This is a genomic window from Serratia ficaria (assembly GCF_900187015.1).
Taxonomy (GTDB): domain Bacteria; phylum Pseudomonadota; class Gammaproteobacteria; order Enterobacterales; family Enterobacteriaceae; genus Serratia; species Serratia ficaria.
The window spans coordinates 2,770,581-2,791,298 of record NZ_LT906479.1 but is presented as its reverse complement, the minus strand read 5'-3'; the positions used below and the strand labels follow the sequence as shown (position 1 = coordinate 2,791,298).

Here is a 20,718-nt window from a genome sequence, read left to right as displayed (position 1 = left end):
TCTCTAATACACAGTTAGCTAACAGCTTACTTTTATTGGAATGGTTGCCAGCCTATTAATCCTCAAGTGCAACAACAATAACAAAAGTCTGAAAGCACCCCCCTTTATGTGACGAATATGTAACTAAAACCTACAGAACCCGTCGCGCAGGGGGGCAAAACCCCCGCGGGCGGCGTTTAGCGCCGCTCCCGGCTTCACCCGGTGTCAAATTCGTGCCATCATTATTGCTAATTCAGGCATAGACTTACCCTGTTGCCTCACTCAGGACTGAAACAATCATTTAATGACTAAGCGATTGAAAATATTCATAGGGATGGTGGCGGGTTGCGTGATCCTGCTGCTGGCGCTGTGGCAAACCCTGCCGCGCTGGCTGCCGAGCCTGTTAGCGCACTGGTTGCCGCAGGGCAGCCAGCTGACGCTGCAGGGCAATCTGCACTGGCGACAGGGCGGGCTGCAGCTGGACGGCGCCCGATTCAAGGCGCAAGACTGCCTGCTGGCCAATCTCGGGCCAACCCGGTTGGCCTACCGCCAGGGGCGCTGGCAGTTGCTCAGCGAACGGGCCAGCGTCGATACCGCCTGTTTATCCAAACTGCCGGCCGCGGCCGCCGACAGCCCGCCGTTGGCGCTCGATCGGTTGCAAAAGCGGCTTCCGCCGCTGGATCTCACCATCAATCAACTCACTGTGATCCCCTGGCAGCGCTACGCCGGCCAACTGCAGCTGAGCGCTGATGCCGAAGGGCAGCGCCTGCATTATCAGGGCCGCCATCTCAGCGCGGAAGCGCTGCTGGATCCGCAGCAGCAGCTGAGGTTAAACCGCCTGACCGTCACGCCGCCGAACGGCGAACGGCCGCTGCGCCTGACCGGCAAGGTCGCCATGCCGTTGGATATGGCCAGCGTACCGGAACAGGGCGCGCTGCAGGGCGAAATGCAGACCGGTTACCTGGAAAAACCGCTGTTGCTGGATATGCGCTGGCACCATCGGCAAGGCGTGTTGACGTTGACCGAAAAGGGCGACGAACGGCCGCTGGCCACGCTGCCGTGGGAAGTCACCCCGCAGCAGGTCAGCATCCGGCAGGGCGAGTGGCGCTGGCCGTACAGCCAGCAACCGCTGACCGGCGGCCTGAGCATCGCGCTGCACGACTGGAGCAAAGGCTTCGATGAAACCCAGGTCAGCGCTCGCCTCAATGTGATCACCGCCGGCCACAACGGCAAGGGCAACGCCGTGTTGACGCTGGGGCCGGGCAAGATCGGGCTGACCGACAGCGATTTGCGTTTTCAACTGACCGGGCAGGCCAACCTGGCCGACTTCTCCCTGACCGCTTCGATCCCCGGCATTCTCGGCGGCAGCATGCTGAACCCAACGCTGGTGCTGCAGCCGGGGGCGTTGTTGCGCCTGTGGGGCAACGCCACGCCGGAGATGAAGCTGGAAGAGGCGCGTTTGCCGCTGGCCGGGGTGAAGGTCACGGCCAACGGCATCACCGGCCGCCTGCAGGCGATCATTAACGCCAGCGACAGCTACTGGGGGCGTTTCAAGCTGCACCTGGACGGCAAGGCGCAGGACTTTTGGCCGGATCACGGCGACTGGCAGTGGCGCTATTGGGGCAATGGCCAGCTGCCGCCGCTGCAGGCCGCCTGGGACGTGGCCGGCAGCGGCCGCTGGCAGGACAGCGCGCTGGAGCTCGACAGGCTTTCCACCGGCTTCGATAAACTGAAATACGGTCTGGTCACCGTCGATGCGCCGCGCCTGACCCTGAGCCGGCCTCTGCGCTGGCAGCGGGGTCAACAGGCCCCGGCGTTCAACGGCGAACTGCAGCTGGCGGCGAGCAAGGTCAGCTTCAACGACGGCGGCCACCTGCCGGCGCCGGTGTTGGCGTTACAGCTCAAAGGCAGCGCTCCGGACAGCTTCCAGCTGCAGGGCAAGCTGCAGGCCGAGCAAATCGGCCCGATCGCGCTGCGCGGCCGCTGGGACGGCGAGCGCCTGCGCGGCGAAGGCTGGTGGCCGAAGCAGTCGCTGAAGGTATTCCAGCCGCTGATTTCACCGGATTTGAACATTACGCTGCGCGACGGCGAGTTTTACGCGCAGTCGGCGTTTTCCGCCGCCCGGGTGCAGGGGTTTGAAGCCGGCGGCCACTGGGTGGTGAAAAACGGCGGCATGTGGCTGAAAGACGGCGAAATGAGCGGCCTGGATTTTGTCATGTCCTACCGGTTGAAGAACCACCGGTGGCAACTGGGCGCCAGGCGGCCGGTCATGCTGCGCATCAAATCCTTCAGCAACCTGTTTGAAATGCAGAACATCACCGCCGATCTGCAGGGCACCTATCCTTACGATGAGGGGGCGCCGCTGACGCTGAGCAACGTTGGGGTGGATGCCCTGAACGGGCATATCAGCCTGTCGGCGCTGCGCTTGCCGCAGCATGACGCCGCGGTGCTCAAACTGGACAAAGTGGATCTCAGCGCGCTGTTTACCGCGCTGAAGCCGAAACAATTCGCCATGTCCGGCCGGGTCGACGGCGAATTGCCGCTGTACCTGAACCACCCGAAATGGCTGGTGCACGACGGTTGGATCGCCAACGCCGGCACCCTGACGCTGCGGCTGGACAAGGACATGGCCGACGCCATCGGCAGCAATAACCTGGCCACCGGCGCGGCCATCGACTGGCTGCGCTATATGGAAATCAACCGTTCGCAGGCCAGGGTCGATCTGGACAACCTGGGCGAACTGACGCTGCGGGCGCGCATCGACGGGGTTAATCCGCAGAAAAACGCCAAGCGCGAGGTAATCCTGAACTACAGCCATCAGGAAAACGTGTTTCAGTTGTGGCGCAGCCTGCGCTTCGGCGACAATTTACAGGAGTGGCTGGAGCAGGCCCTCTCACAACCTGGGGAACAACAATGAAAATCATGAGCGCGCCGGTGCTGGCGACGGTGCTGAGCGCCTCCTTGCTGAGCGGCTGCGTGCCGCGCATCGAGGTGGCGACGCCCAAAGATCCGATCACCATCAATATGAACGTCAAGATCGAGCACGAAATTCATATCAAGGTGGATAAAGACGTGGAAAATCTGCTGAAGAACCAAAGCGGTCTGTTCTAGGAGCCAACATGAAAAAACGTTATTTGTGGCTGATGGGCGCCAGTTGGCTTTTCAGCGGGTTGGCGATGGCGCTGACGCTGGACGAAGCCAAACAGCAGGGGCGAGTGGGCGAAACCCTCAGCGGCTATATCGCGCCGGTGAAGCAGGATGCGGAAACGCTGGATCTGGTAAAGCGCATCAACGCCGGCCGCGCCGAGAAATACCAGGAAGTGGCGGACGGCAATCACATCGCGATCGACGAAGTGGCGCGCATGGCGGGGCAAAAGCTGGTGACGCGGGCGCCAAGCGGCGAATATGTGCGCGGCATCAACGGCCAATGGCTGAAGAAATAAAAAAAGCGCGCCATCAGGCGCGCAACGGTAATACAGACATTGGATTATTATGAGGGTAGTGCAGGTTTGACAGGATGAGGATCCTGCGGAGCAGGGGCGGCGCGCCCCTGCGCGGGCGTCAGGCGGTAACCACCTGAGCCAGCGCCGCTTTGGCGTCTTCCTGAGCCTTGGTCGCCACGTCCGGACCGTAGGCGATGCCTTCCGCGAACACGAATTCGACGTCGGTGATGCCGATAAAGCCCAGGAACAGGCGCAGGTAAGGCTCAACCAGATCGGTCGGCGTGCCTTTATGGATGCCGCCGCGGCTGGTGAGGATGATGGCGCGCTTGCCTTTTACCAGGCCTTCCGGGCCGTTTTCGGTGTAGCGGAAGGTGACGCCGGCGCGGGCGATCAGGTCGAAATAGTTTTTCAGCTGGGTCGGGATGTTGAAGTTGTACATCGGCGCCGCCATCACGATGACGTCATTGGCCTGCAGCTCGGCGATCAGTTCGTCGGACAGCGCCAGCGCTTCTTTCTGGCGCGGCGTCAGCGGCGCATCCGAAGGGCGCAGGGCGCCGACCAGTTCGCCGTCCAGCACCGGAATTGGCTGTGCGGCCAAATCGCGCACGGTAATGGTATCGTTGCCGTGGGTGTTGCCCCATTGTTCAACGAAGAAATCAGCCAGTTGGTTAGACTGAGAATAGGTCGCCAGGATGCTGGATTTAAGAACCAATACTTTGCTCATCGGTAATTCCTTACGTTATGACAGTGACATCAGGACGGAGCGTCCTTTGCATGGAGTACATGCTATTCACATTTTTCCAACAGTGATAGCGCAATATTTCGAGTTCTTCGTTCGATTTTATTGAATGACATGATGCCTCTCAAGCAGAGGGATTATGGGGAAAAAGCCGCGTGTGATAGGCTGTGCGGCTAAAGCTGAAAAATCGCTAAAACACCATTAAACCGTTGCCAAGCCTCGTCACAGCAGCGATGAAACAAGGAATGCCGAACGTGAAATCTCCGCTCGAGACAGTGCCGGCCCAACTGGGCGAGCTGATGCTCCGCGATCAACAACGCCTGCAGCGCCGCCTGCAGGGCGCACGAAAAATCAAAAATCCCGATGCTCTGGCCGCGATGGCCGGCGAGCTGGAAAGTGACATCGCGGCGGCGCGGCAAAAAGTGCAGGCGCGCGCCGCCGCGTGCCCGAAAATCAGCTACCCGGCAAACCTGCCGGTCAGCCAGAAAAAACAGGACATCCTGGACGCCATTCGCGAAAACCAGGTGGTGATCGTCGCCGGTGAAACCGGCTCGGGCAAAACCACCCAGCTGCCGAAGATTTGCCTGGAGCTGGGGCGCGGCGTGAAAGGGCTGATCGGCCACACCCAGCCGCGCCGTCTGGCGGCGCGCACCGTGGCCAACCGCATCGCCGACGAGCTGGAAACCCCGCTCGGCGGCAGCGTCGGCTATAAGGTGCGCTTTAACGACCAGGTAAGCGACAACACCCTGGTCAAGCTGATGACCGACGGCATCCTGCTGGCGGAGATCCAGCAGGACCGCCTGCTGATGCAGTACGACACGCTGATCATCGACGAGGCGCACGAGCGCAGCCTGAACATCGACTTCATCCTCGGTTATCTGCGCGAGCTGCTGCCGAAACGCCCGGACCTGAAGGTGATCATCACCTCGGCCACCATCGATCCGCAGCGCTTCTCGCGCCACTTCAACAACGCGCCGATCATCGAAGTGTCCGGCCGCACCTACCCGGTAGAGGTGCGTTATCGGCCGGTGGTCGACGACGCCGACGATACCGAACGCGATCAGCTGCAGGCGATTTTCGACGCGGTGGATGAGCTCGGGCGCGAAGGGCCCGGCGATATCCTGATCTTTATGAGCGGCGAGCGCGAAATTCGCGATACCGCCGACGCGCTGAACCGCTTAAACCTGCCGCACACCGAGGTGCTGCCGCTGTACGCGCGTTTGTCGAACAGCGAGCAGAACCGGGTATTCCAGTCGCACCACGGCCGGCGTATCGTGCTGGCGACCAACGTGGCGGAAACCTCGCTGACGGTGCCGGGCATCAAATACGTGATTGACCCCGGCACCGCGCGCATCAGCCGCTACAGCTTCCGCACCAAGGTGCAGCGCCTGCCGATCGAGCCGGTGTCTCAGGCCTCGGCCAACCAGCGCAAGGGCCGCTGCGGCCGCGTTTCCGAGGGCGTCTGCATCCGCCTGTATTCGGAGCAGGACTTCCTGTCGCGGCCTGAATTTACCGATCCGGAGATCCTGCGCACCAACCTGGCGTCGGTCATCTTGCAGATGACCTCGCTCGGCCTGGGCGACATCGCCGCCTTCCCGTTCGTGGAGGCGCCGGACAAGCGCAACATTCAGGACGGCGTGCGGCTGCTGGAAGAGCTGGGCGCCATCAGGACCGCCGACAACGGCCATTATCAGCTGACGCCGCAGGGCCGCCAGCTGGCGCAGTTGCCGATCGACCCTCGGCTGGCGCGCATGGTGCTGGAGGCGCAGAAGAGCGGCAGCGTACGCGAGGTGATGATCATCACCGCCGCGCTGTCGATCCAGGATCCGCGCGAACGGCCGATGGACAAGCAGCAGGCGTCGGACGAAAAGCACCGCCGCTTCGCCGACAAGGATTCGGACTTTCTGGCGTACGTCAACCTGTGGGACTACCTGAAAGAGCAGCAGAAAGCGCTGTCCTCCAGCCAGTTCCGCCGGCTGTGCCGCAACGATTTCCTCAACTATCTGCGGGTGCGCGAGTGGCAGGATATCTACACCCAGCTGCGGCAGGTGGTGAAGGAGCTCGGCCTGCCGGTCAACAGCGTGCCTTCCGACTACCGCAGCGTGCACACCGCGTTGCTGACCGGCCTGCTGTCGCATATCGGCCAGAAAGATGCCGACAAGCAGGAGTTTACCGGCGCGCGCAACGCCCGCTTCTCGATTTTCCCCGGCTCCGGGCTGTTCAAGAAGCCGCCAAAATGGACTATGGTGGCCGAGCTGGTGGAAACCAGCCGCCTGTGGGGGCGCATTGCCGCGCGCATCGAGCCCGAGTGGATAGAACCGCTGGCCCAGCACCTGGTGAAGCGCAGCTACAGCGAGCCGCACTGGTCGAAATCGCAGGGCGCGGTGATGGCCAGCGAGAAGGTGACGCTGTTCGGTCTGCCGATCGTCGCCGCCCGCCAGGTGAACTACGGCGCGATCGATCCGCTGCTGTGCCGCGAACTGTTTATCCGCCACGCGCTGGTGGAGGGCGACTGGCAGACGCGCCACGCGTTCTTCCGGGAAAACCTCAAGCTGCGCGCCGAAGTGGAAGAGCTGGAGCATAAGTCGCGCCGTCGCGACATTCTGGTCGACGACGAAACCCTGTTCAGCTTCTACGACCAGCGCATTCCGAACGACGTGGTGTCCGGCCGCCATTTCGACAACTGGTGGAAAAACGCCGGCAGGCAGCAGCCTGACCTGCTCAACTTCGAAAAAGAGATGCTGATTAAGGACGGCGCCAACAAAATCAGCGCGCTGGACTACCCGAATTTCTGGCATCAGGGCAATCTCAAGCTGCGGTTGAGCTACCAGTTTGAACCGGGCGCCGACGCCGATGGCGTGACGGTGCACATCCCGCTGCCGATCCTCAATCAGGTGGAGGAGCAGGGCTTTGAATGGCAAATTCCCGGCATTCGTCGCGAACTGGTGATTGCGCTGATCAAATCGCTGCCGAAGCCGGTGCGCCGCAACTTTGTGCCGGCGCCGAACTACGCCGAGGCGTTCCTCGGCCGGGTTACCGCGCTGGAACTGCCGCTGCTGGATGCGCTGGAGCGCGAGCTGCGCCGCATGACTGGTGTGACCGTGTCACGTGATGACTGGCAGTGGGATCAGGTGCCCGATCACCTGAAAATGACCTTCCGGGTGGTGGGCGAAAAGCACCAGACCCTGCGCGAAGGCAAGGATTTGGCGGCGCTGCGGCTGCAATTGAAGGACAAAGTGCAGGAGACGCTGTCGGCGGTGGCGGACGACGGGCTGGAGCAAAGCAACCTGCATATCTGGAGCTTCGGCGAACTGCCGGCGTTCTACGAGCAGAAACGCGGCGGCTACTCGATGAAGGCCTACCCGGCGCTGGTGGACGAGAAAGACAGCGTGGCGATCCGCCTGTTCGACAGCGAGCGGGAGCAGCAACAGGCGATGTGGCAAGGCACCCGCCGCCTGCTGTTGCTGAACATCCCCTCGCCAATCAAGTACCTGCACGAGAAGCTGCCGAACAAGGCCAAGCTGGGGCTGTATTTCAACCCTTACGGCAAGGTGTTGGATCTGATCGACGACTGCATATCCTGCGGCATCGACAAACTGATTGCCGAACACGGCGGGCCGGTATGGCAGGAAGAACGCTTCGCCCGGCTGCAGGAACAGATACGCGCCGAATTGAACGATACCGTGGTGGAGGTGGCCAGGCAGGTCGAACAGATCCTGACGGCGGTGTTCAACATCAACAAGCGGCTGAAGGGGCGAGTGGACATGTCGCTGGCGCTGGCGCTGTCGGACGTGAAAACCCAGCTCGGCGGGCTGGTCTATCGCGGATTCGTCACCAACAACGGCTGGAAACGCCTGCCGGATACCCTGCGTTACCTGCAGGCGATTGAACGCCGATTGGAGAAACTGGCTATCGATCCGCACCGCGACCGCGCGCAAATGCTGCGGGTGGAGCAGGTGCAGCAGGCTTGGCAGCAGTGGCTGAACAAGCTGCCGCCGAAGCGCCAGCAGGAGGAAGAGGTGAAAGAGGTGCGCTGGATGATTGAAGAGCTGCGCGTCAGCCTGTTCGCCCAGCAGCTGGGCACCCCTTATCCGATTTCGGACAAGCGCATCCTGCAAACCATCGAGCAGCTTTCCGCCTAAGCGCCGGCCGGCAAACGGCTGGCGCAGATCGGGCTGCGCGGCAACCGCGTGGCCGCCGCACCATGATCACCCGCCGGCGGCCAGCGCGTCCAGCGCGTCCAGCGCGTCGCGAATGCCGGTTACCGCCAGCGCGCGGTTGTCGGCGCGGTAACGGTCTTTGGCGGCCGGCGCCGAGCTTTGGATGGCGATCAGGCTCCAGCCGGCGGCGGTTTTCAGCAGCAGCGGCGAACCGCTGTCGCCGGGCAGGGTATCGCACTGGTGCGAAAGAACGCCCTGTTGCGCCCAGCCGGTGACCTTGCAGTTCTGATGGCTGTAGAGGTCATCCAGATGATCCTCCGGATATCCCGCCTGGGTAATCAGCCTTTTCGCCTGTTTCAGCGTCTGGGTCAGCGCCTTGGCGTCGCCTTGCCACAGCGGCAGGGGTTTTATCGGCAACGGGGTTTTATCCTTCAGACGGATCAGCGCGAAGTCATAGGCCGCCGCCGCCGGGGGAACTATCCAGCCGTCGCCGTCCGGCTTCAGCTTTTTGCCCAGCTTGCTGTCGACCAGGGTTTCGATATTGTCGGTTTGGTACTTCCAGCTTTTATTGCCGGCGACAAAACGCAGCGCGATGGCCTTGTCGAGCTGCCCCGGCGGCGCCAGCACGCAGTGGCCGGCGGTTAACGCCAGATGCGGGGAGATCAGCGTGGCGGTGCACAGGTTGCCGCTGGCGGTTTCTACCTGGCCAATCGCCTGCCATGGCCAGCCGGCGGTTTCCGCGACTTTTATTCGTTCATCCTTGCCGAAAAACAGCCGGATCTGTTCGGCCGAGCCGTCATCGGATGGGCTGTCGGCGCGAGCCGAAAGGGAGAGCGCGAACGGGAATGAGCACAGCAAAAGTAAAACGGATATGCGCATAGATCTCTTGCCTGACGAATACGGATCATCCATAAACACACTGAATGCTAACTATAGACTGAATTAATCGGCGTGTGGATGGGCGTCGATTGATTTTTCAATAATTTCCCACCGGAATGCGCGGCGGATTACAGGTAAAAGCAGGCGGCGATCAGTCCGCACAGGATCAGGGCGGCCAGAATGATTTCGAACAGGTAGCGACGCAGCATGGATGGGAACCCCCGATGAAAAAACACCCGGCGAACCGGGTGTGGGACAACTCTGGCCTGAACGGGTGAGGGGGTGCCTCACTGCAGGTTGCGATTAGGCAGCCGGAGTGCTGGTCGCTTTTTTGTGGCTGGCTTTCTTGTGATGCTTTTTAGCCGCCTGGGCTTTCTGCGCCGGGGCTTTCTTGTGGTGCTTTTTAGCCGCCTGAGCTTTTTGCACCGGGGCTTTCTTCGCGTGATGCTTTTTCACGTGAGCGGTTTTAGCCGGAGCGGCGGTCGCGGCGGCGGCCGGCGCGGAGGTGGTGGTGGCGGCATCAGCCGCGAAGGCCACGGAAGACAGACCCATTGCAGCGGCAACAACCAGAGCCAATACTTTTTTCATCGTCGATTCCTCTAATTACTTTCAGGTATCAACCCCACTGCGGGGCCGTTGGAAAGATACTAGGCAAATGACGGCGCGCTTTCCGTGAGTGATTGGTTTCGGCGTGTAACCTAATGTACAGGGCGGCGGCGGCCGGCGGCATTGCTGCTATAATGGCCGCCATGGCATGTGAAAAGGGATTTTAAATGAATGAGATAGAAATTCGCCGCGGGGTCACCGAACAGGGTGACGTGCCCATCGCCTATGAGGACTGGGGCGCCGTTTCGCACCCGCCGTTGCTGCTGATTATGGGGATCGGCGCCCAAATGCTGTTGTGGCCGGACGATTTTTGCCGTGCGCTGGTGGCCAAAGGTTTTCGGGTGATCCGTTTCGACAACCGCGACGTCGGGTTATCCGGCAAGACGCAGGGCCAACGCCGGATGCCGCTGTGGTTGCTGATGCTGCGCGCCCAGTTGGGGTGGCAAACCGCGGTGCCTTACACCCTGGCGGACATGGCGGCGGATGCGGTGCGCCTGCTGGACCACCTGCAAATTCCCCAGGCGCACGTGCTGGGCGCCTCGATGGGCGGCATGATTGCCCAGGTGCTGGCCGCCGAGTATCCGCAGCGGGTGCGCTCGCTGACGATTCTGTTTTCCAGCACCAACCAGCCGCTGTTGCCGCCGCCGGCGCCTTCCTTGTTGCTGCGGCTGCTGCGCCGCCCGCCGGCCGAAGCGACGCAGCAGCAAAGGCAGCAAGCGATGAAGGACTTCCTGCGCGCGCTGGGCACCCGCAGTTACCCGCTGGACGAGGCGGAGTTGGACCTGCTGGTGCGACGGCTGCTGAAGCGGGGCGTAGAGCCGGAAGGCATGCAGCGGCAGCTGTCCGCGCTGTTGGGCAGCGGCGACCTGCGCCGCTACAGCCGCAAGATTAGCGCCCCGACGCTGGTGATCCACGGCGAGGCGGACCGGCTGGTGCGTAAGGCCGGCGGCGTGGCCATCGCCAGGGCGGTGGCCAACGCCAGGCTGCACACCATCCCCGGCATGGGGCATGATCTGCCGCCCCAGCTGCGGCCACGGCTGATTGCGCTGATCGCCGAGCATGCGGCGGAACCGTGCGCCGGGCGCGGCCTGCAATAAAGTCGCCGGCCAGCGCCGGCGGCAGTACTCATTTTAGTTACAACATACTTATAGGGTGCTGAAGACCGCCACTCTGCGGCCAGGGTAACGCCAGAGGGAGACGGGGCCATGACGCATGGCAGGGTCAGGCAGGGAAAAAGGCGCAGGGCAAGCCGCGCCTTTGAAGCGGATTACAGGTAACGGCTTTCCAGGTGTTCGCGGAAATAGCGCGGGTTAAGCGCTTCGCCGGTGGCGTTGGCGATCAGCGTGTCGGTCGGGAAACGGCTGCCGTGGCGCCAGATATTGTGCTGCAGCCAGTGGAACAGCGGCTGCAGATTGCCCGCGGCGATATCTTCGCTCAGCGACGGCAGCGCCTGGCGCACGCTGTGGAACAGCTGCGCGGCGTACATCGCGCCCAGCGTGTAGGTTGGGAAGTAGCCGAAGGCGCCGTCGGTCCAGTGGATATCCTGCATGCAACCGTTGCGGTAGTTGCCGATGGTATCCAGACCCAGGTAGCTCTGCATCTTCTCATTCCACAGCGCCGGAATGTCCTCTACCTCGATGTCGCCCTCGATCAGCGCCTTCTCGATTTCATAACGCAGCATGACGTGCGCCGGGTAGCTCACCTCATCGGCATCTACGCGGATCAGCCCCGGTTTCACCCGCTGGTTGAGGCGGATAAAGTTGCGTTCTTCCAGCGCCGGTTGCTCGCCGAATTGCGCAATGGCCAGCGGACGCAGGATTTTCAGGAAGTCGCCGCCGCGCGCCAGCTGCATTTCGAACAGCAGGCTCTGCGACTCGTGGATCGCGGTCGAACGCGCCAGCGCCACCGGCTGGCCAGGCAGATCGCGCGGCAGGTTCTGCTCGTAGCGCGCATGGCCGGTTTCGTGGACGATGCCGAGCAGCGCGGTGAGAAACTCTTTATCGTTGTAGCGGGTGGTGATGCGCACGTCTTCCGGCACGCCGCCGCAGAATGGATGCGCGCTGACGTCGACCCGGCCGCCGTCAAAGTTGAAGCCCAGCAGCTTCATGACGCTTAGGCTCAGCTGGCGCTGGGTATCCAGGTTGAACGGCCCCTGCGGCGTCAGGCAGGGCTCTCCGGCCTGTTTGGCCACCACGCGCTGCAGCAGATCCGGCAGCCAGGTTTTCAGGTCGCCGAAGATGCGTTCCAGATCGCTGCTGCGCATGCCCGGTTCGTACAGGTTGAGCAGGGCGTCGTAGCGGCTGGTGCCGGCGGCCTGGGCGCGGATCTGCGCTTCCTGCCGGCTCAATTTGACCACTTCGCGCAGGTTCTCGGCGAAGCCATCCCAGTCGTTGGCCGGGCGTTGGGCACGCCAGGCGTGTTCGCAGCGGGCGCCGGCCAGTGACTTGGCTTCGACCAGCGATTCCGGCACCATCGCCGCGTTGTCGTACTGGCGGCGCATTTCGCGCAGGTTGGCGCGGTCGAGTTCATCCAGGGGTTCCTGCTGCGCGCGATCGAGCAACGCGCCGGTTTTTTCCGCCGTCAGGATCTGGTGCTGCAGTACGCTGAGCTCGGCCAGCGCTTCCGAACGCGCCTTGCTGCCGCCCGGCGGCATCATGGTTTGCATGTCCCAGCCGGCGATGGCGGAGAGGTGGCCGAAACGCGACAGCCTGGTGAACAGGGCGCGCAGCTCGCCGTAGGCGGAGGATGGGGAATGTGCAGATGTCATTGTTCAGCTCCATAGGATAGTGATCCGGACTCGATTACGCCGGGTCCGCTTTTAAATTGAAGGTGGGCTTCAGCGGCCAACAGAAGCGGAAGCCGGCGCCGCCGAGGGGGCTGCCTTCGACAAAAACCTGGCCCTGATAGGCCACGGCGATGGAATGGACGATCGCCAGCCCCAGGCCGCAGCCGCCGGTCGCGCGGTCGCGGCTCGGATCGAGGCGCACGAACGGCTCGAACACTCTCAGGCGCTCTTCCGGCGGAATGCCCGGGCCGTCGTCTTCCACCTGCAGGCAGGCCAGGTCGCCGTCGAACCACAGGCCCACGCGCAGGCGTTGCCGTGAATAACGCAGCGCGTTGTTGACCAGGTTGTCCAGCACTCGCTCCATCAGGCGCAGATCCACGCCGCCGAAGTCGCCGGCGTGCGGGATATCGAGCTGGATCTCGCGCTCCGGGTGGATCAGGCGCATATCCTCGACCTTGTCCTGCAGCCAGGTCGGCAGATCGAGCGGCTCGATGTTCAGCGCGACCTGCGGGCGGTCCAGACGCGCATAGGTCAGCAGCTCATCAATCAGCGATTCCAGCTGGCCGATGTCGCGGTTCAACGCCTGCTGTTCGCTTTCGGCCAGGTTATCGCTCATCGCCAGCCGATAGCGCAGGCGCACCAGCGGGGTGCGCAGCTCGTGGGCGATGCCGTCGATCAGCTGTTTCTTGCTGGCGATCAGCGTATTGACGTTGTCGGCCATTTGGTTGAACGCCACCCCGAGCCGGCTCAGGCTGGAAGTGGGATCGAAATGGGTGCGCTCGTCAAGGTGCCCGGCGCCCAGCCGCTGGGCGGCGTTTTCCAGCTTGAGCAAGTCCTGCCAGTGCGGGCGCATCCACAGAAACACCGGCAGCGCCAGCGACATGCCGATAAACACCAGCAACGCCAGGTCCAGCAGCCGCATCTGGTGCAGGTAGAACAGATAAGGGATCGGACCGACCACCAGCACGTAGTGGCTGCGCGGGATGCGCTGCATGAAGGTGTACTGATCGTCGAGCGCGATGATTTCGCCCAGCCGCAGCCTTTTCTTCAGATCCTCGCTCAGATCCTGCTTGCCGAGCGGCTCGATATGCAGCTTGAACGACAGATTCAAATCCAGCGTGGCGATGGTCTTGTTCCAGTCTTTCAGCGGGATTTCGCGCAGTTCGCTGCGCATCAGGTACAGCGAGCTTTTCATCAGGTCGTCCATCGACTGGCGGCCGGCGCGTTCGGCGGTAACCTTGTACACCAGGCCGACCAGCATCGCCATCACCAGAAAACAGACGAACAGCAGCAGGAAGAACTGCACGAAAAGCTTTCTCATTGCTGCACCGATTCCCAGGCGTTAGGGGCGAACAAATAGCCCTTGTTACGCACGGTTTTGATGCGGAACGGCTCCAGCGCGCTGTCGTACAGTTTGCGGCGCAGGCGCGAAATGGCCACGTCGATGCTGCGGTCGAGGCCGTCGTAGCTCACGCCGCGCAGGTTCTGCAGCAGGGCTTCGCGATCCATGATCTGCCCGGCGTGGGTCGCCAGCTCCCACAGCAAATCAAAGTCGGAGGTGGACAGGGTGACGGTTTCTTCTCCCAGCGTCACCTGGCGGTTGACCGGATCGATGCACAGCAGGCCGAAATGCAAGGCGTTGTGCTGGGTGAGCGGCTGGGAGGACTCTTCCTTCGGCTGCTGGCTGTGCTGGCGAAGATGCAGGCGCAGCCGCGCCAGCAGCACCGCCGGCGGGGTGGTTTTCAGAATGTAGTCGTTGGCGCCCATTTCCAGCGAAAGAATATGGTTCATATCGCTGTCGAGCGAGGTGAGCAGCACGATGGGGCCGGGAAAGGTCGGCCGCAGATCGCGGCACAGCGTCATGCCGTCCTTGCCGGGCAGCATGATGTCCAGCAGCACCAGATCGGGCTGTTCCTGTTCGATGCGCGCCTGCGCGCTGTCGCCGCGCGGCTCGATCAGCACGTCGATATCGTGCTTGCCCAGGTAGGCGGCAATCAGCTTGCCGACCTCTGGGTCGTCTTCTACAAAAACAATTTTATGCATAGGCCAGCGGTTTTATGAGAAAAGCGGAATTCAGCATAGCGCGGCGCCAAGGGATACGCCACGCACATCTGTTCTAGCGCAGCGGGCGCCCGCCGTCTACGCCATGGGTGCGGCCGGTGACGTAGCGGCTTTCCAGCAGATAATCCACCAGATTCACCACTTCGCTCTCGCCGGGGGCGACCTGCATCAGCGATTTCGCCAGCGCCTGCTGGCGGTAGGCCTCGTCGTCGCCGGGATTAAAGATAATCAGCGCCGGCGCGATGGCGTTCACCTTGACCTCCGGCGCCAGCTTGCGGGCGAAGGAGCGGGTCATGTTGTCCAGCGCCGCCTTGCTGGCGGCGTAGGCGATATGTTTGTCGCTGCCTTTTTCCACCACGTAATCGGTCAGGTGGATAATGTCGGCGCCGGCCTGGCCCTGGCCCCGCAGGCAGGGCTCAAGCAACTGATTCAGCAGGTAAGGGGTGTAAACATGGATTTGCAGCATTGCCGCCATAACCTGCTCCGGCGGCACCGCCGGCGATTCCGCCTGCCAGGCGCTGGCGTTGTGGATCACCGCGCGCAGCTTGGGTGCAGTCTGCCGCACCTGTTCGGCAAAGCGGTAGATCCCTTCATGGGTCGAAAAGTCCCCTTGAATGCAACATGCCCCCAGCCCTTTCAGCTCGGCCAGCGCCGGATAATCGCTGCGGTAGGCGATGATCACCGGCACGCCGCGCTGCAAAAATGACCTGGCGAGCGCCAGCCCGATCCGCCGCGCGCCGCCGGTGATCAGCACCGGGGCTGAGTTGTGATGTTCCATCGATTAAAGCTCCTGGACAGACTGGCAAACAATAGGGGAATTATGCCATTATACGGCGGAAAGTCGTTAAGGCTTCGCATCGATTATCCATTTCCGGATGTAAGATCCCCAATGAATTTCAGGTTGCCGGGCATCGGCAGGTTGAAATACCACGGGTTAACACTGGCCATGAGAGGAATGAGGGGATGAACAGCAGTCACCTTGCATCCATCGCGCGCAGTGAGAAAATCTGTTTCGATTACATGGATTTTCTGTCCGCATCGTGCAGAAAGCACTGGCGCTTTGTAGATGCTATTTATGGTGTGATGCCGATCTTCGGCATGGTGTTGAAATCACGGGTGACCACGTCACAAACGCGCAAAGAGCAGTTGAAGGAGTTGGCGCTGCAGGTGGTGTCTACCCAGGTCAGCGACGAAACCAATATTGTGCGCCTGATCGACCTGGCGCAGCAGCAGGGATTGGCGGTGTTCGACATTCAGCTGCCGTACGCGCTGGATGCGGAACAGCTGGCGGCGATCCGAAAAGAGTGTGTAGAAGGTGTGGAGATCGCACTGGAGGGAGAACGCATGACCATCACTCTCCCGCACGGAAACTGACCGGGTGTTTCCACCCGGCCGTCTCTCAATTACTGCAACATAAACCATCCGGCCGGCACCGTGGCCGCCAGCAGCAGAAAGATGCTGCCTTTCTCCAGTCGGTTCAGCAGCGCGATGTCCTGATGCCCGTGACGGGCGTAGATAAACACCAGCAGGCCCGGCGCATACAGCAGCACCGACATCAGCAGGTGCATCAAACCTGACGCATACAGCAGCCAAATCCCATACAGGCAGGCGCCGGTGGCGGCGAAGATCAGCCGTTTGTCCCGGCGGCGTAGCGCCACCTTGAACAGGAAAGCGCCGACCAGGAAGTAAGGCACCAGGATCATTTCCGAGGCGATGGTCAGCAGCGAATTGTAGTTGCTGCCGGTCAGCCAAATCAGCACCAGCGCCAGCTGCACCGCAATATTGGTCAGCCACAGCGAAGCCGAAGGGGCGTGATGCCGGTTCTGTTTGCGGAACATGCGCGGGAAGGCGCCGTGCTGGGCGGCCAATAGCGGCACTTCGGCCGCCATGATGGTCCAGCTCAGGTAGGCGCCGCAGACGGAAATAATCAGGCCGGCGGCGATGATCACGTCGCCCCAGGGGCCGATCAGATCCACCATCAGCACCGCCATCGACGGGTTGCGCATCTCGGCCAGCTCGGTGCGCGGTACCACGCCCAATGACAACAGCGTAACCAGCAGATACACCGCCAGCGCCGACAGCACCGCCAGCATGGTGGCGCGCCCCACGTCTTTCTTGTTGCGCGCGCGGGCCGAAACCACCACCGCGCCCTCTACGCCGATAAACACCCACAGGGTGATCAGCATGGTGTCTTTCACCTGCTCCCACACCGGTTTGCCGAGCGCGATGCCCTGGAAATCGAGGGTGAACACTTCCATTTTAAAGGCGATGGCCGCCAGCACGGCGAACAGCCCGAGCGGCAGCAGCTTGGCCAGCGTGGCCGCCAGATTGATGCTGGCGGCGGTTTGCACGCCGCGCAGCACCAGCGCGTGCACCACCCACAGCAGCAGCGATTCGGCGATCAGGGCCTGCCAGGTGTTGCCGTCACCCAGAATGACCTGGCCGCCGCGGTCGGTGAAGATGCTCAGCGCGGCAAAGACGATCACCAGATAAGAGACGTTGGCGATCACCGCGCACAGCCAATAGCCCCAGGCCGAGCAGAAGCCCACCAGCTCGCCGAAGCCTTCCTTGGCGTAGGTGAATATGCCGCCGTCCAGATCGGGACGCAGGCGGGTCAGCAGCAGCATGGCGAAGGCCAGAAACAAAATGCCGACGCCGGTAATCGCCCAGCCCAGCAGCAGCGCGGCGGGGCTGGCCACCTGCGCCATGTTTTGCGGCAGGCTGAAAACCCCGGCGCCCAGCATCGAGCTCAGCACCAATGCGGTTAACGCGGTAAGACCTAGTTTTTTTTCCAATGACGGGTCCTGAACACAGAATAAACAACTGGAAGGGAACTGCTTGGCAGCAACAACGTGGCGACAATCACCGCGCGTATAGACAATAGCCCTAAAAATTGGCGCAAATTCTACGGAGGGATGATTGCAGATGCAATGATTGAATATGCGGTATTTACAAAAAACTATTCAACCGGCGGGCGCGGCGGGGCAAATAAAAACGGGCAGCTCAAAGGCTGCCCGATGGTAAACCCTTTTGGGGCAAATACGATTATTTGAACAGGTCGGCGCTGACGGTCAGGTTGCCGCCGCTTTTGTTCTGCCACTGACGGGTCACGTGGTAGTACTTGGCGCCTTTCTCTGCCGCGCGTTTCGCCACTTCGCTGGAAACGTCGGTCATGCTGTTGAAGTGGCCGGTGAAGGTCACAGAATCGAACGGCACCATCTGCGCGGCGGTCACGTTGTTCACTTCCTGGATCTTGGTGCCGTTAGGCAGCGTGACGGTATAGCGTTGGCCGGTGGAGGACTGGGTTTCGAAGAAACGGCCAACCTCGCGGCTTGGCGAACCGGAAGAGGCGACGCCAGGAATTTCCACTTTAGCGGCGGCGGCGCCGCCGGCGGCCAGCGCGGCCTTACCGGCTTCGGAGTCGGCCGGAATGGCGTCTGGGCTCTGCACGCGGCGTTTTGGCGCATCGGCTTTGTAGACGTAAGCGGTGATGAACTGGTTGCCGCCCTGGTTGGCATCAACCTGACGCACGATAAAGAACGAGGCGGCGCCTTTCTTCTTCGCTTCTTTGGAGATGGCGTCGTTGATGTCCGGCTGGCTGCGGTAGAACCCGCTGACGCTGACGGTATCGTAAGGCTCAAGCAGGTAAGCCTGGTCTTTTGGCAGTTCGTTCACGCCGTTAAATACGCGGTATTTTTGCTCTTTGCTCACTTCCGGCGCATCTTTATGGTAAAGGTCTGCGGTGACGCGCCAGTTGCCGCCGTTGTTGCTGTTATTGCTGTCCTGGATGTAGAAGGAATCTGCGCCCAGTTTGTCTGCACGGCGGGATACGGCATCGACGGCTTCATTGATGGCATTAAAGCGGCCGGTAATCGTGATGCGATCAAACGGCTTCAGCGCCGCCGCTTTTTCAGGAGTTAACTCTTGCGCCGCATGAGCAGACAGCGCAGTGAGTGATAACAAGGCTGATGCGATGATCGTGGTCTTCAGCTTCATAAAAAATCCTTTCGCCTAGCGCATTAACGTTTATAACGTGCTGAACTGTTTAAGTGTAATTCAGCCGTCGATTATTACATGTAATCCCGGAAACTGTCTCAGCATTTTATGTTATCCCTGACGACAAATCGCCTGAGGAAACGCTCAGCGCCCGCCGGGTTCAAACGCCATAAGTTTCAATAATAAAGGCTTTGGTGTCATTAGTGTTAATTATTCACAATTTACTAACTTTTATTCCCGTTCGCCGCATGGCTGCAGAAAATGCCGCGAGGGCGAAAAACGTAATGTTGCGAAGAAAGCGATGTTCTATATGACTTTTTTCACTGAAAATTGCGTTCTGTCATATCGCCGCCTGCGTTTTTATGTAAAAACTGAGATGAATGCGTAAGCAGTTATGGATCATCGACCTTATTTTCAGTAGGTTATAGATGGCGCCCGAAATTCGGACGGGTAAGCATAAGTAAAAGACCGCCCGAGGGCGCCGGTGCTATGGGCAGGAAGATAATAAACATCATCCAAGACAGGTGAGAAGGGAACATTATGCGTATTGGTGTACCAAGAGAGCGGTTGGCCAATGAAGCCCGGGTCGCAGCAACGCCGAAAACGGTGGAGCAACTGCTGAAACTGGGCTTTACCGTCGCGATTGAAAGCGAGGCGGGCAAACTGGCAAGTTTTGAGGATGTCGCTTATGAAGCCGCTGGGGCGACGATCGCCGACGCCGCCGACGTTTGGCAGTCGGATCTGATATTGAAAGTTAACGCGCCGCAGGACGACGAGATCGCGTTAATGCGCGAGGGCAGCACCCTGGTCAGCTTTATCTGGCCGGCGCAGAACCCCGAGCTGATGGCAAAGCTGGCGGCGCGCAACGTCACCGCGCTGGCGATGGACTCGGTGCCGCGCATTTCCCGCGCCCAGTCGATGGACGCCTTGAGTTCGATGGCCAACATCGCCGGTTATCGGGCGATCGTCGAAGCGGCGCATGAGTTCGGCCGCTTCTTTACCGGCCAGATCACCGCCGCAGGCAAAGTGCCGCCGGCCAAGGTGATGATCATCGGCGCCGGCGTGGCCGGCCTGGCGGCGATTGGCGCCGCCGGCAGCCTGGGCGCCATCGTGCGCGCCTTCGACACCCGCCCCGAAGTGAAGGAGCAGGTGCAGAGCATGGGCGCCGAATTCCTGGAGCTGGACTTCGAGGAAGAGGCGGGCAGCGGCGACGGCTACGCCAAGGTGATGTCCGAAGCCTTCATCAAGGCGGAGATGGCGCTGTTCGCCGCCCAGGCGGCCGAGGTGGACATTATCGTCACCACCGCGCTGATCCCGGGCAAACCTGCGCCGGTGCTGATCACCAAAGAGATGGTGGCGTCGATGAAGCCGGGCAGCGTGATCGTCGATCTGGCGGCGCAAACCGGCGGCAACTGCGAGCTGACCGTGGCCGATCGCATTACGCTGACCGACAACGGCGTGAAAATTATCGGCTATACCGATCTGCCCAGCCGTTTGCCGACCCAGTCCTCGCAGCTGTACGGCACCAACCTGGTCAACCTGCTGAAGCTGCTGTCGAAAGAGAAAAACGGCGAAATCGACATCGATTTCGAGGACGCGGTGATCCGCGGCGTGACCGTGGTGCGCAGCGGCGAAGTCACCTGGCCGGCACCGCCGATCCAGGTCTCCGCGCAGCCAAAACCGGCGCAGTCGGCGGCCCCGGTCGCCAAGCCGGCGGCCAAACCGGTGTCGCCGTGGCTGAAATACGGCCTGATAGCGCTGGCGATCCTGCTGTTCGGCTGGCTGGCCGATGCGGCGCCGAAAGAGTTCCTGTCACACTTTACCGTCTTTGCGCTGGCCTGCGTGGTGGGTTACTACGTGGTGTGGAACGTCAGCCATGCGCTGCATACCCCGTTGATGTCGGTGACCAATGCGATCTCAGGGATTATCGTGGTCGGTGCGTTACTGCAGATTGGCCACGGCGGCTGGGTGAGCTTCCTCTCCTTTATCGCCGTGCTGATCGCCAGCATCAACATTTTTGGTGGATTCACCGTCACTCAGCGCATGCTGAAGATGTTCCGCAAGAACTAA

At 61.4% G+C, this 20,718-nt stretch carries 18 protein-coding genes; 8 read left to right on the top strand and 10 right to left on the bottom strand.

Going from position 1 to position 20,718, the window contains the following annotated elements; translation table 11 throughout:
- Positions 1-283 precede the first annotated feature (283 nt).
- The 3 genes from CKW09_RS13175 to CKW09_RS13165 are packed head-to-tail and all read left to right on the top strand — an operon-like array spanning position 284 to position 3,422.
- Positions 284-2,896, top strand: coding sequence for a YdbH family protein (locus CKW09_RS13175; protein ID WP_061795160.1), 2,613 nt, complete (start codon positions 284-286; stop codon positions 2,894-2,896).
- Positions 2,893-3,090 carry a YnbE family lipoprotein gene (locus CKW09_RS13170; protein ID WP_061795161.1) on the top strand — a complete coding sequence of 66 codons (198 nt, stop codon included), beginning with the start codon at positions 2,893-2,895 and terminating at the stop codon, positions 3,088-3,090. Before CKW09_RS13175 ends, CKW09_RS13170 begins: the two co-directional genes overlap by 4 nt.
- Positions 3,091-3,098: 8 nt before the next feature.
- The gene (locus tag CKW09_RS13165) at positions 3,099-3,422 is read left to right on the top strand and encodes a YdbL family protein (protein ID WP_061795162.1); all 324 of its coding nucleotides are present in this window, start codon (positions 3,099-3,101) and stop codon (positions 3,420-3,422) included.
- Between the two features lie 118 nt (positions 3,423-3,540).
- Here CKW09_RS13165 and azoR read toward each other — a convergent pair whose 3' ends face one another.
- Complete coding sequence (azoR, locus tag CKW09_RS13160) at positions 3,541-4,146, bottom strand: FMN-dependent NADH-azoreductase (protein WP_061795163.1); 606 nt, start codon at positions 4,144-4,146, stop codon at positions 3,541-3,543.
- Between the two features lie 314 nt (positions 4,147-4,460).
- On the opposite strand from azoR, the gene hrpA reads away from it, so the two are divergent.
- On the top strand, positions 4,461-8,303 hold the full coding sequence (gene hrpA, locus CKW09_RS13155; RefSeq protein WP_408640539.1) for an ATP-dependent RNA helicase HrpA: 3,843 nt from the start codon (positions 4,461-4,463) through the stop codon (positions 8,301-8,303).
- Positions 8,304-8,369: 66 nt separating this feature from the next.
- Here the strand turns inward: hrpA and CKW09_RS13150 are convergent, their stop codons facing one another.
- From CKW09_RS13150 to asr, 3 genes are all read right to left on the bottom strand, one after another.
- On the bottom strand, positions 8,370-9,200 hold the full coding sequence (locus CKW09_RS13150) for a trypsin-like serine peptidase (protein WP_095097719.1): 831 nt from the start codon (positions 9,198-9,200) through the stop codon (positions 8,370-8,372).
- A 128-nt stretch (positions 9,201-9,328) separates the two neighbouring features.
- A complete protein-coding gene (gene ydgU / locus CKW09_RS25030) occupies positions 9,329-9,436 on the bottom strand; it encodes a small membrane protein YdgU (protein ID WP_455431124.1) in 108 nt (35 codons plus the stop codon).
- Between the two features lie 67 nt (positions 9,437-9,503).
- The gene (asr, locus tag CKW09_RS13145; RefSeq protein ID WP_095097716.1) at positions 9,504-9,788 is read right to left on the bottom strand and encodes an acid resistance repetitive basic protein Asr; all 285 of its coding nucleotides are present in this window, start codon (positions 9,786-9,788) and stop codon (positions 9,504-9,506) included.
- A gap of 185 nt (positions 9,789-9,973) precedes the next feature.
- Here asr and CKW09_RS13140 point away from each other — a divergent pair, with 185 nt between their 5' ends.
- Complete coding sequence (locus tag CKW09_RS13140; RefSeq protein WP_061795166.1) at positions 9,974-10,903, top strand: alpha/beta fold hydrolase; 930 nt, start codon at positions 9,974-9,976, stop codon at positions 10,901-10,903.
- 170 nt (positions 10,904-11,073) lie between these two features.
- Here the strand turns inward: CKW09_RS13140 and CKW09_RS13135 are convergent, their stop codons facing one another.
- From CKW09_RS13135 to folM, 4 genes are all read right to left on the bottom strand, one after another.
- Positions 11,074-12,573: a carboxypeptidase M32 gene (locus CKW09_RS13135; RefSeq protein ID WP_061795167.1), complete on the bottom strand. Its 1,500-nt coding sequence runs from the start codon at positions 12,571-12,573 to the stop codon at positions 11,074-11,076.
- Between the two features lie 34 nt (positions 12,574-12,607).
- Positions 12,608-13,912: a two-component system sensor histidine kinase RstB gene (rstB, locus tag CKW09_RS13130; protein WP_061795168.1), complete on the bottom strand. Its 1,305-nt coding sequence runs from the start codon at positions 13,910-13,912 to the stop codon at positions 12,608-12,610.
- Positions 13,909-14,634 (bottom strand): two-component system response regulator RstA, encoded by a 726-nt coding sequence (gene rstA / locus CKW09_RS13125; RefSeq protein ID WP_061795169.1) that lies wholly within the window; start codon positions 14,632-14,634, stop codon positions 13,909-13,911. Before rstA ends, rstB begins: the two co-directional genes overlap by 4 nt.
- A gap of 73 nt (positions 14,635-14,707) precedes the next feature.
- Entirely contained in the window at positions 14,708-15,430 is a 723-nt protein-coding gene (gene folM, locus CKW09_RS13120) for a dihydromonapterin reductase (RefSeq protein WP_061795170.1), read from the bottom strand.
- Between the two features lie 185 nt (positions 15,431-15,615).
- Between folM and CKW09_RS13115 the strand changes: the two genes are divergently transcribed.
- Complete coding sequence (locus CKW09_RS13115) at positions 15,616-16,026, top strand: hypothetical protein (RefSeq protein ID WP_095097713.1); 411 nt, start codon at positions 15,616-15,618, stop codon at positions 16,024-16,026.
- Positions 16,027-16,055: 29 nt separating this feature from the next.
- Here CKW09_RS13115 and CKW09_RS13110 read toward each other — a convergent pair whose 3' ends face one another.
- Complete coding sequence (locus CKW09_RS13110) at positions 16,056-17,447, bottom strand: amino acid permease (protein WP_095097710.1); 1,392 nt, start codon at positions 17,445-17,447, stop codon at positions 16,056-16,058.
- 57 nt (positions 17,448-17,504) lie between these two features.
- Between CKW09_RS13110 and CKW09_RS24560 the strand changes: the two genes are divergently transcribed.
- The gene (locus tag CKW09_RS24560) at positions 17,505-17,705 is read left to right on the top strand and encodes a hypothetical protein (RefSeq protein WP_129544293.1); all 201 of its coding nucleotides are present in this window, start codon (positions 17,505-17,507) and stop codon (positions 17,703-17,705) included.
- Here CKW09_RS24560 and ydgH read toward each other — a convergent pair.
- Positions 17,698-18,648 carry a DUF1471 family protein YdgH gene (gene ydgH / locus CKW09_RS13105; protein WP_061795173.1) on the bottom strand — a complete coding sequence of 317 codons (951 nt, stop codon included), beginning with the start codon at positions 18,646-18,648 and terminating at the stop codon, positions 17,698-17,700. The genes CKW09_RS24560 and ydgH overlap by 8 nt on opposite strands.
- A 540-nt stretch (positions 18,649-19,188) precedes the next feature.
- Here ydgH and pntA point away from each other — a divergent pair.
- A complete protein-coding gene (pntA, locus tag CKW09_RS13100) occupies positions 19,189-20,718 on the top strand; it encodes a Re/Si-specific NAD(P)(+) transhydrogenase subunit alpha (protein WP_095097707.1) in 1,530 nt (509 codons plus the stop codon).

Bases quoted from the DNA above. Each gene is read 5' to 3' on its own strand.
- CKW09_RS13175 (WP_061795160.1), top strand. From the start codon at position 284: ATGACTAAGCGATTGAAAATATTCATAGGGATGGTGGCGGGTTGCGTG.
- CKW09_RS13170 (WP_061795161.1), top strand. From the start codon at position 2,893: ATGAAAATCATGAGCGCGCCGGTGCTGGCGACGGTGCTGAGCGCCTCC.
- CKW09_RS13165 (WP_061795162.1), top strand. From the start codon at position 3,099: ATGAAAAAACGTTATTTGTGGCTGATGGGCGCCAGTTGGCTTTTCAGC.
- azoR (WP_061795163.1), bottom strand. From the start codon at position 4,146: ATGAGCAAAGTATTGGTTCTTAAATCCAGCATCCTGGCGACCTATTCT.
- hrpA (WP_408640539.1), top strand. From the start codon at position 4,461: ATGCTCCGCGATCAACAACGCCTGCAGCGCCGCCTGCAGGGCGCACGA.
- CKW09_RS13150 (WP_095097719.1), bottom strand. From the start codon at position 9,200: ATGCGCATATCCGTTTTACTTTTGCTGTGCTCATTCCCGTTCGCGCTC.
- asr (WP_095097716.1), bottom strand. From the start codon at position 9,788: ATGAAAAAAGTATTGGCTCTGGTTGTTGCCGCTGCAATGGGTCTGTCT.
- CKW09_RS13140 (WP_061795166.1), top strand. From the start codon at position 9,974: ATGAATGAGATAGAAATTCGCCGCGGGGTCACCGAACAGGGTGACGTG.
- CKW09_RS13135 (WP_061795167.1), bottom strand. From the start codon at position 12,573: ATGACATCTGCACATTCCCCATCCTCCGCCTACGGCGAGCTGCGCGCC.
- rstB (WP_061795168.1), bottom strand. From the start codon at position 13,912: ATGAGAAAGCTTTTCGTGCAGTTCTTCCTGCTGCTGTTCGTCTGTTTT.
- rstA (WP_061795169.1), bottom strand. From the start codon at position 14,634: ATGCATAAAATTGTTTTTGTAGAAGACGACCCAGAGGTCGGCAAGCTG.
- folM (WP_061795170.1), bottom strand. From the start codon at position 15,430: ATGGAACATCACAACTCAGCCCCGGTGCTGATCACCGGCGGCGCGCGG.
- CKW09_RS13115 (WP_095097713.1), top strand. From the start codon at position 15,616: ATGAACAGCAGTCACCTTGCATCCATCGCGCGCAGTGAGAAAATCTGT.
- ydgH (WP_061795173.1), bottom strand. From the start codon at position 18,648: ATGAAGCTGAAGACCACGATCATCGCATCAGCCTTGTTATCACTCACT.
- pntA (WP_095097707.1), top strand. From the start codon at position 19,189: ATGCGTATTGGTGTACCAAGAGAGCGGTTGGCCAATGAAGCCCGGGTC.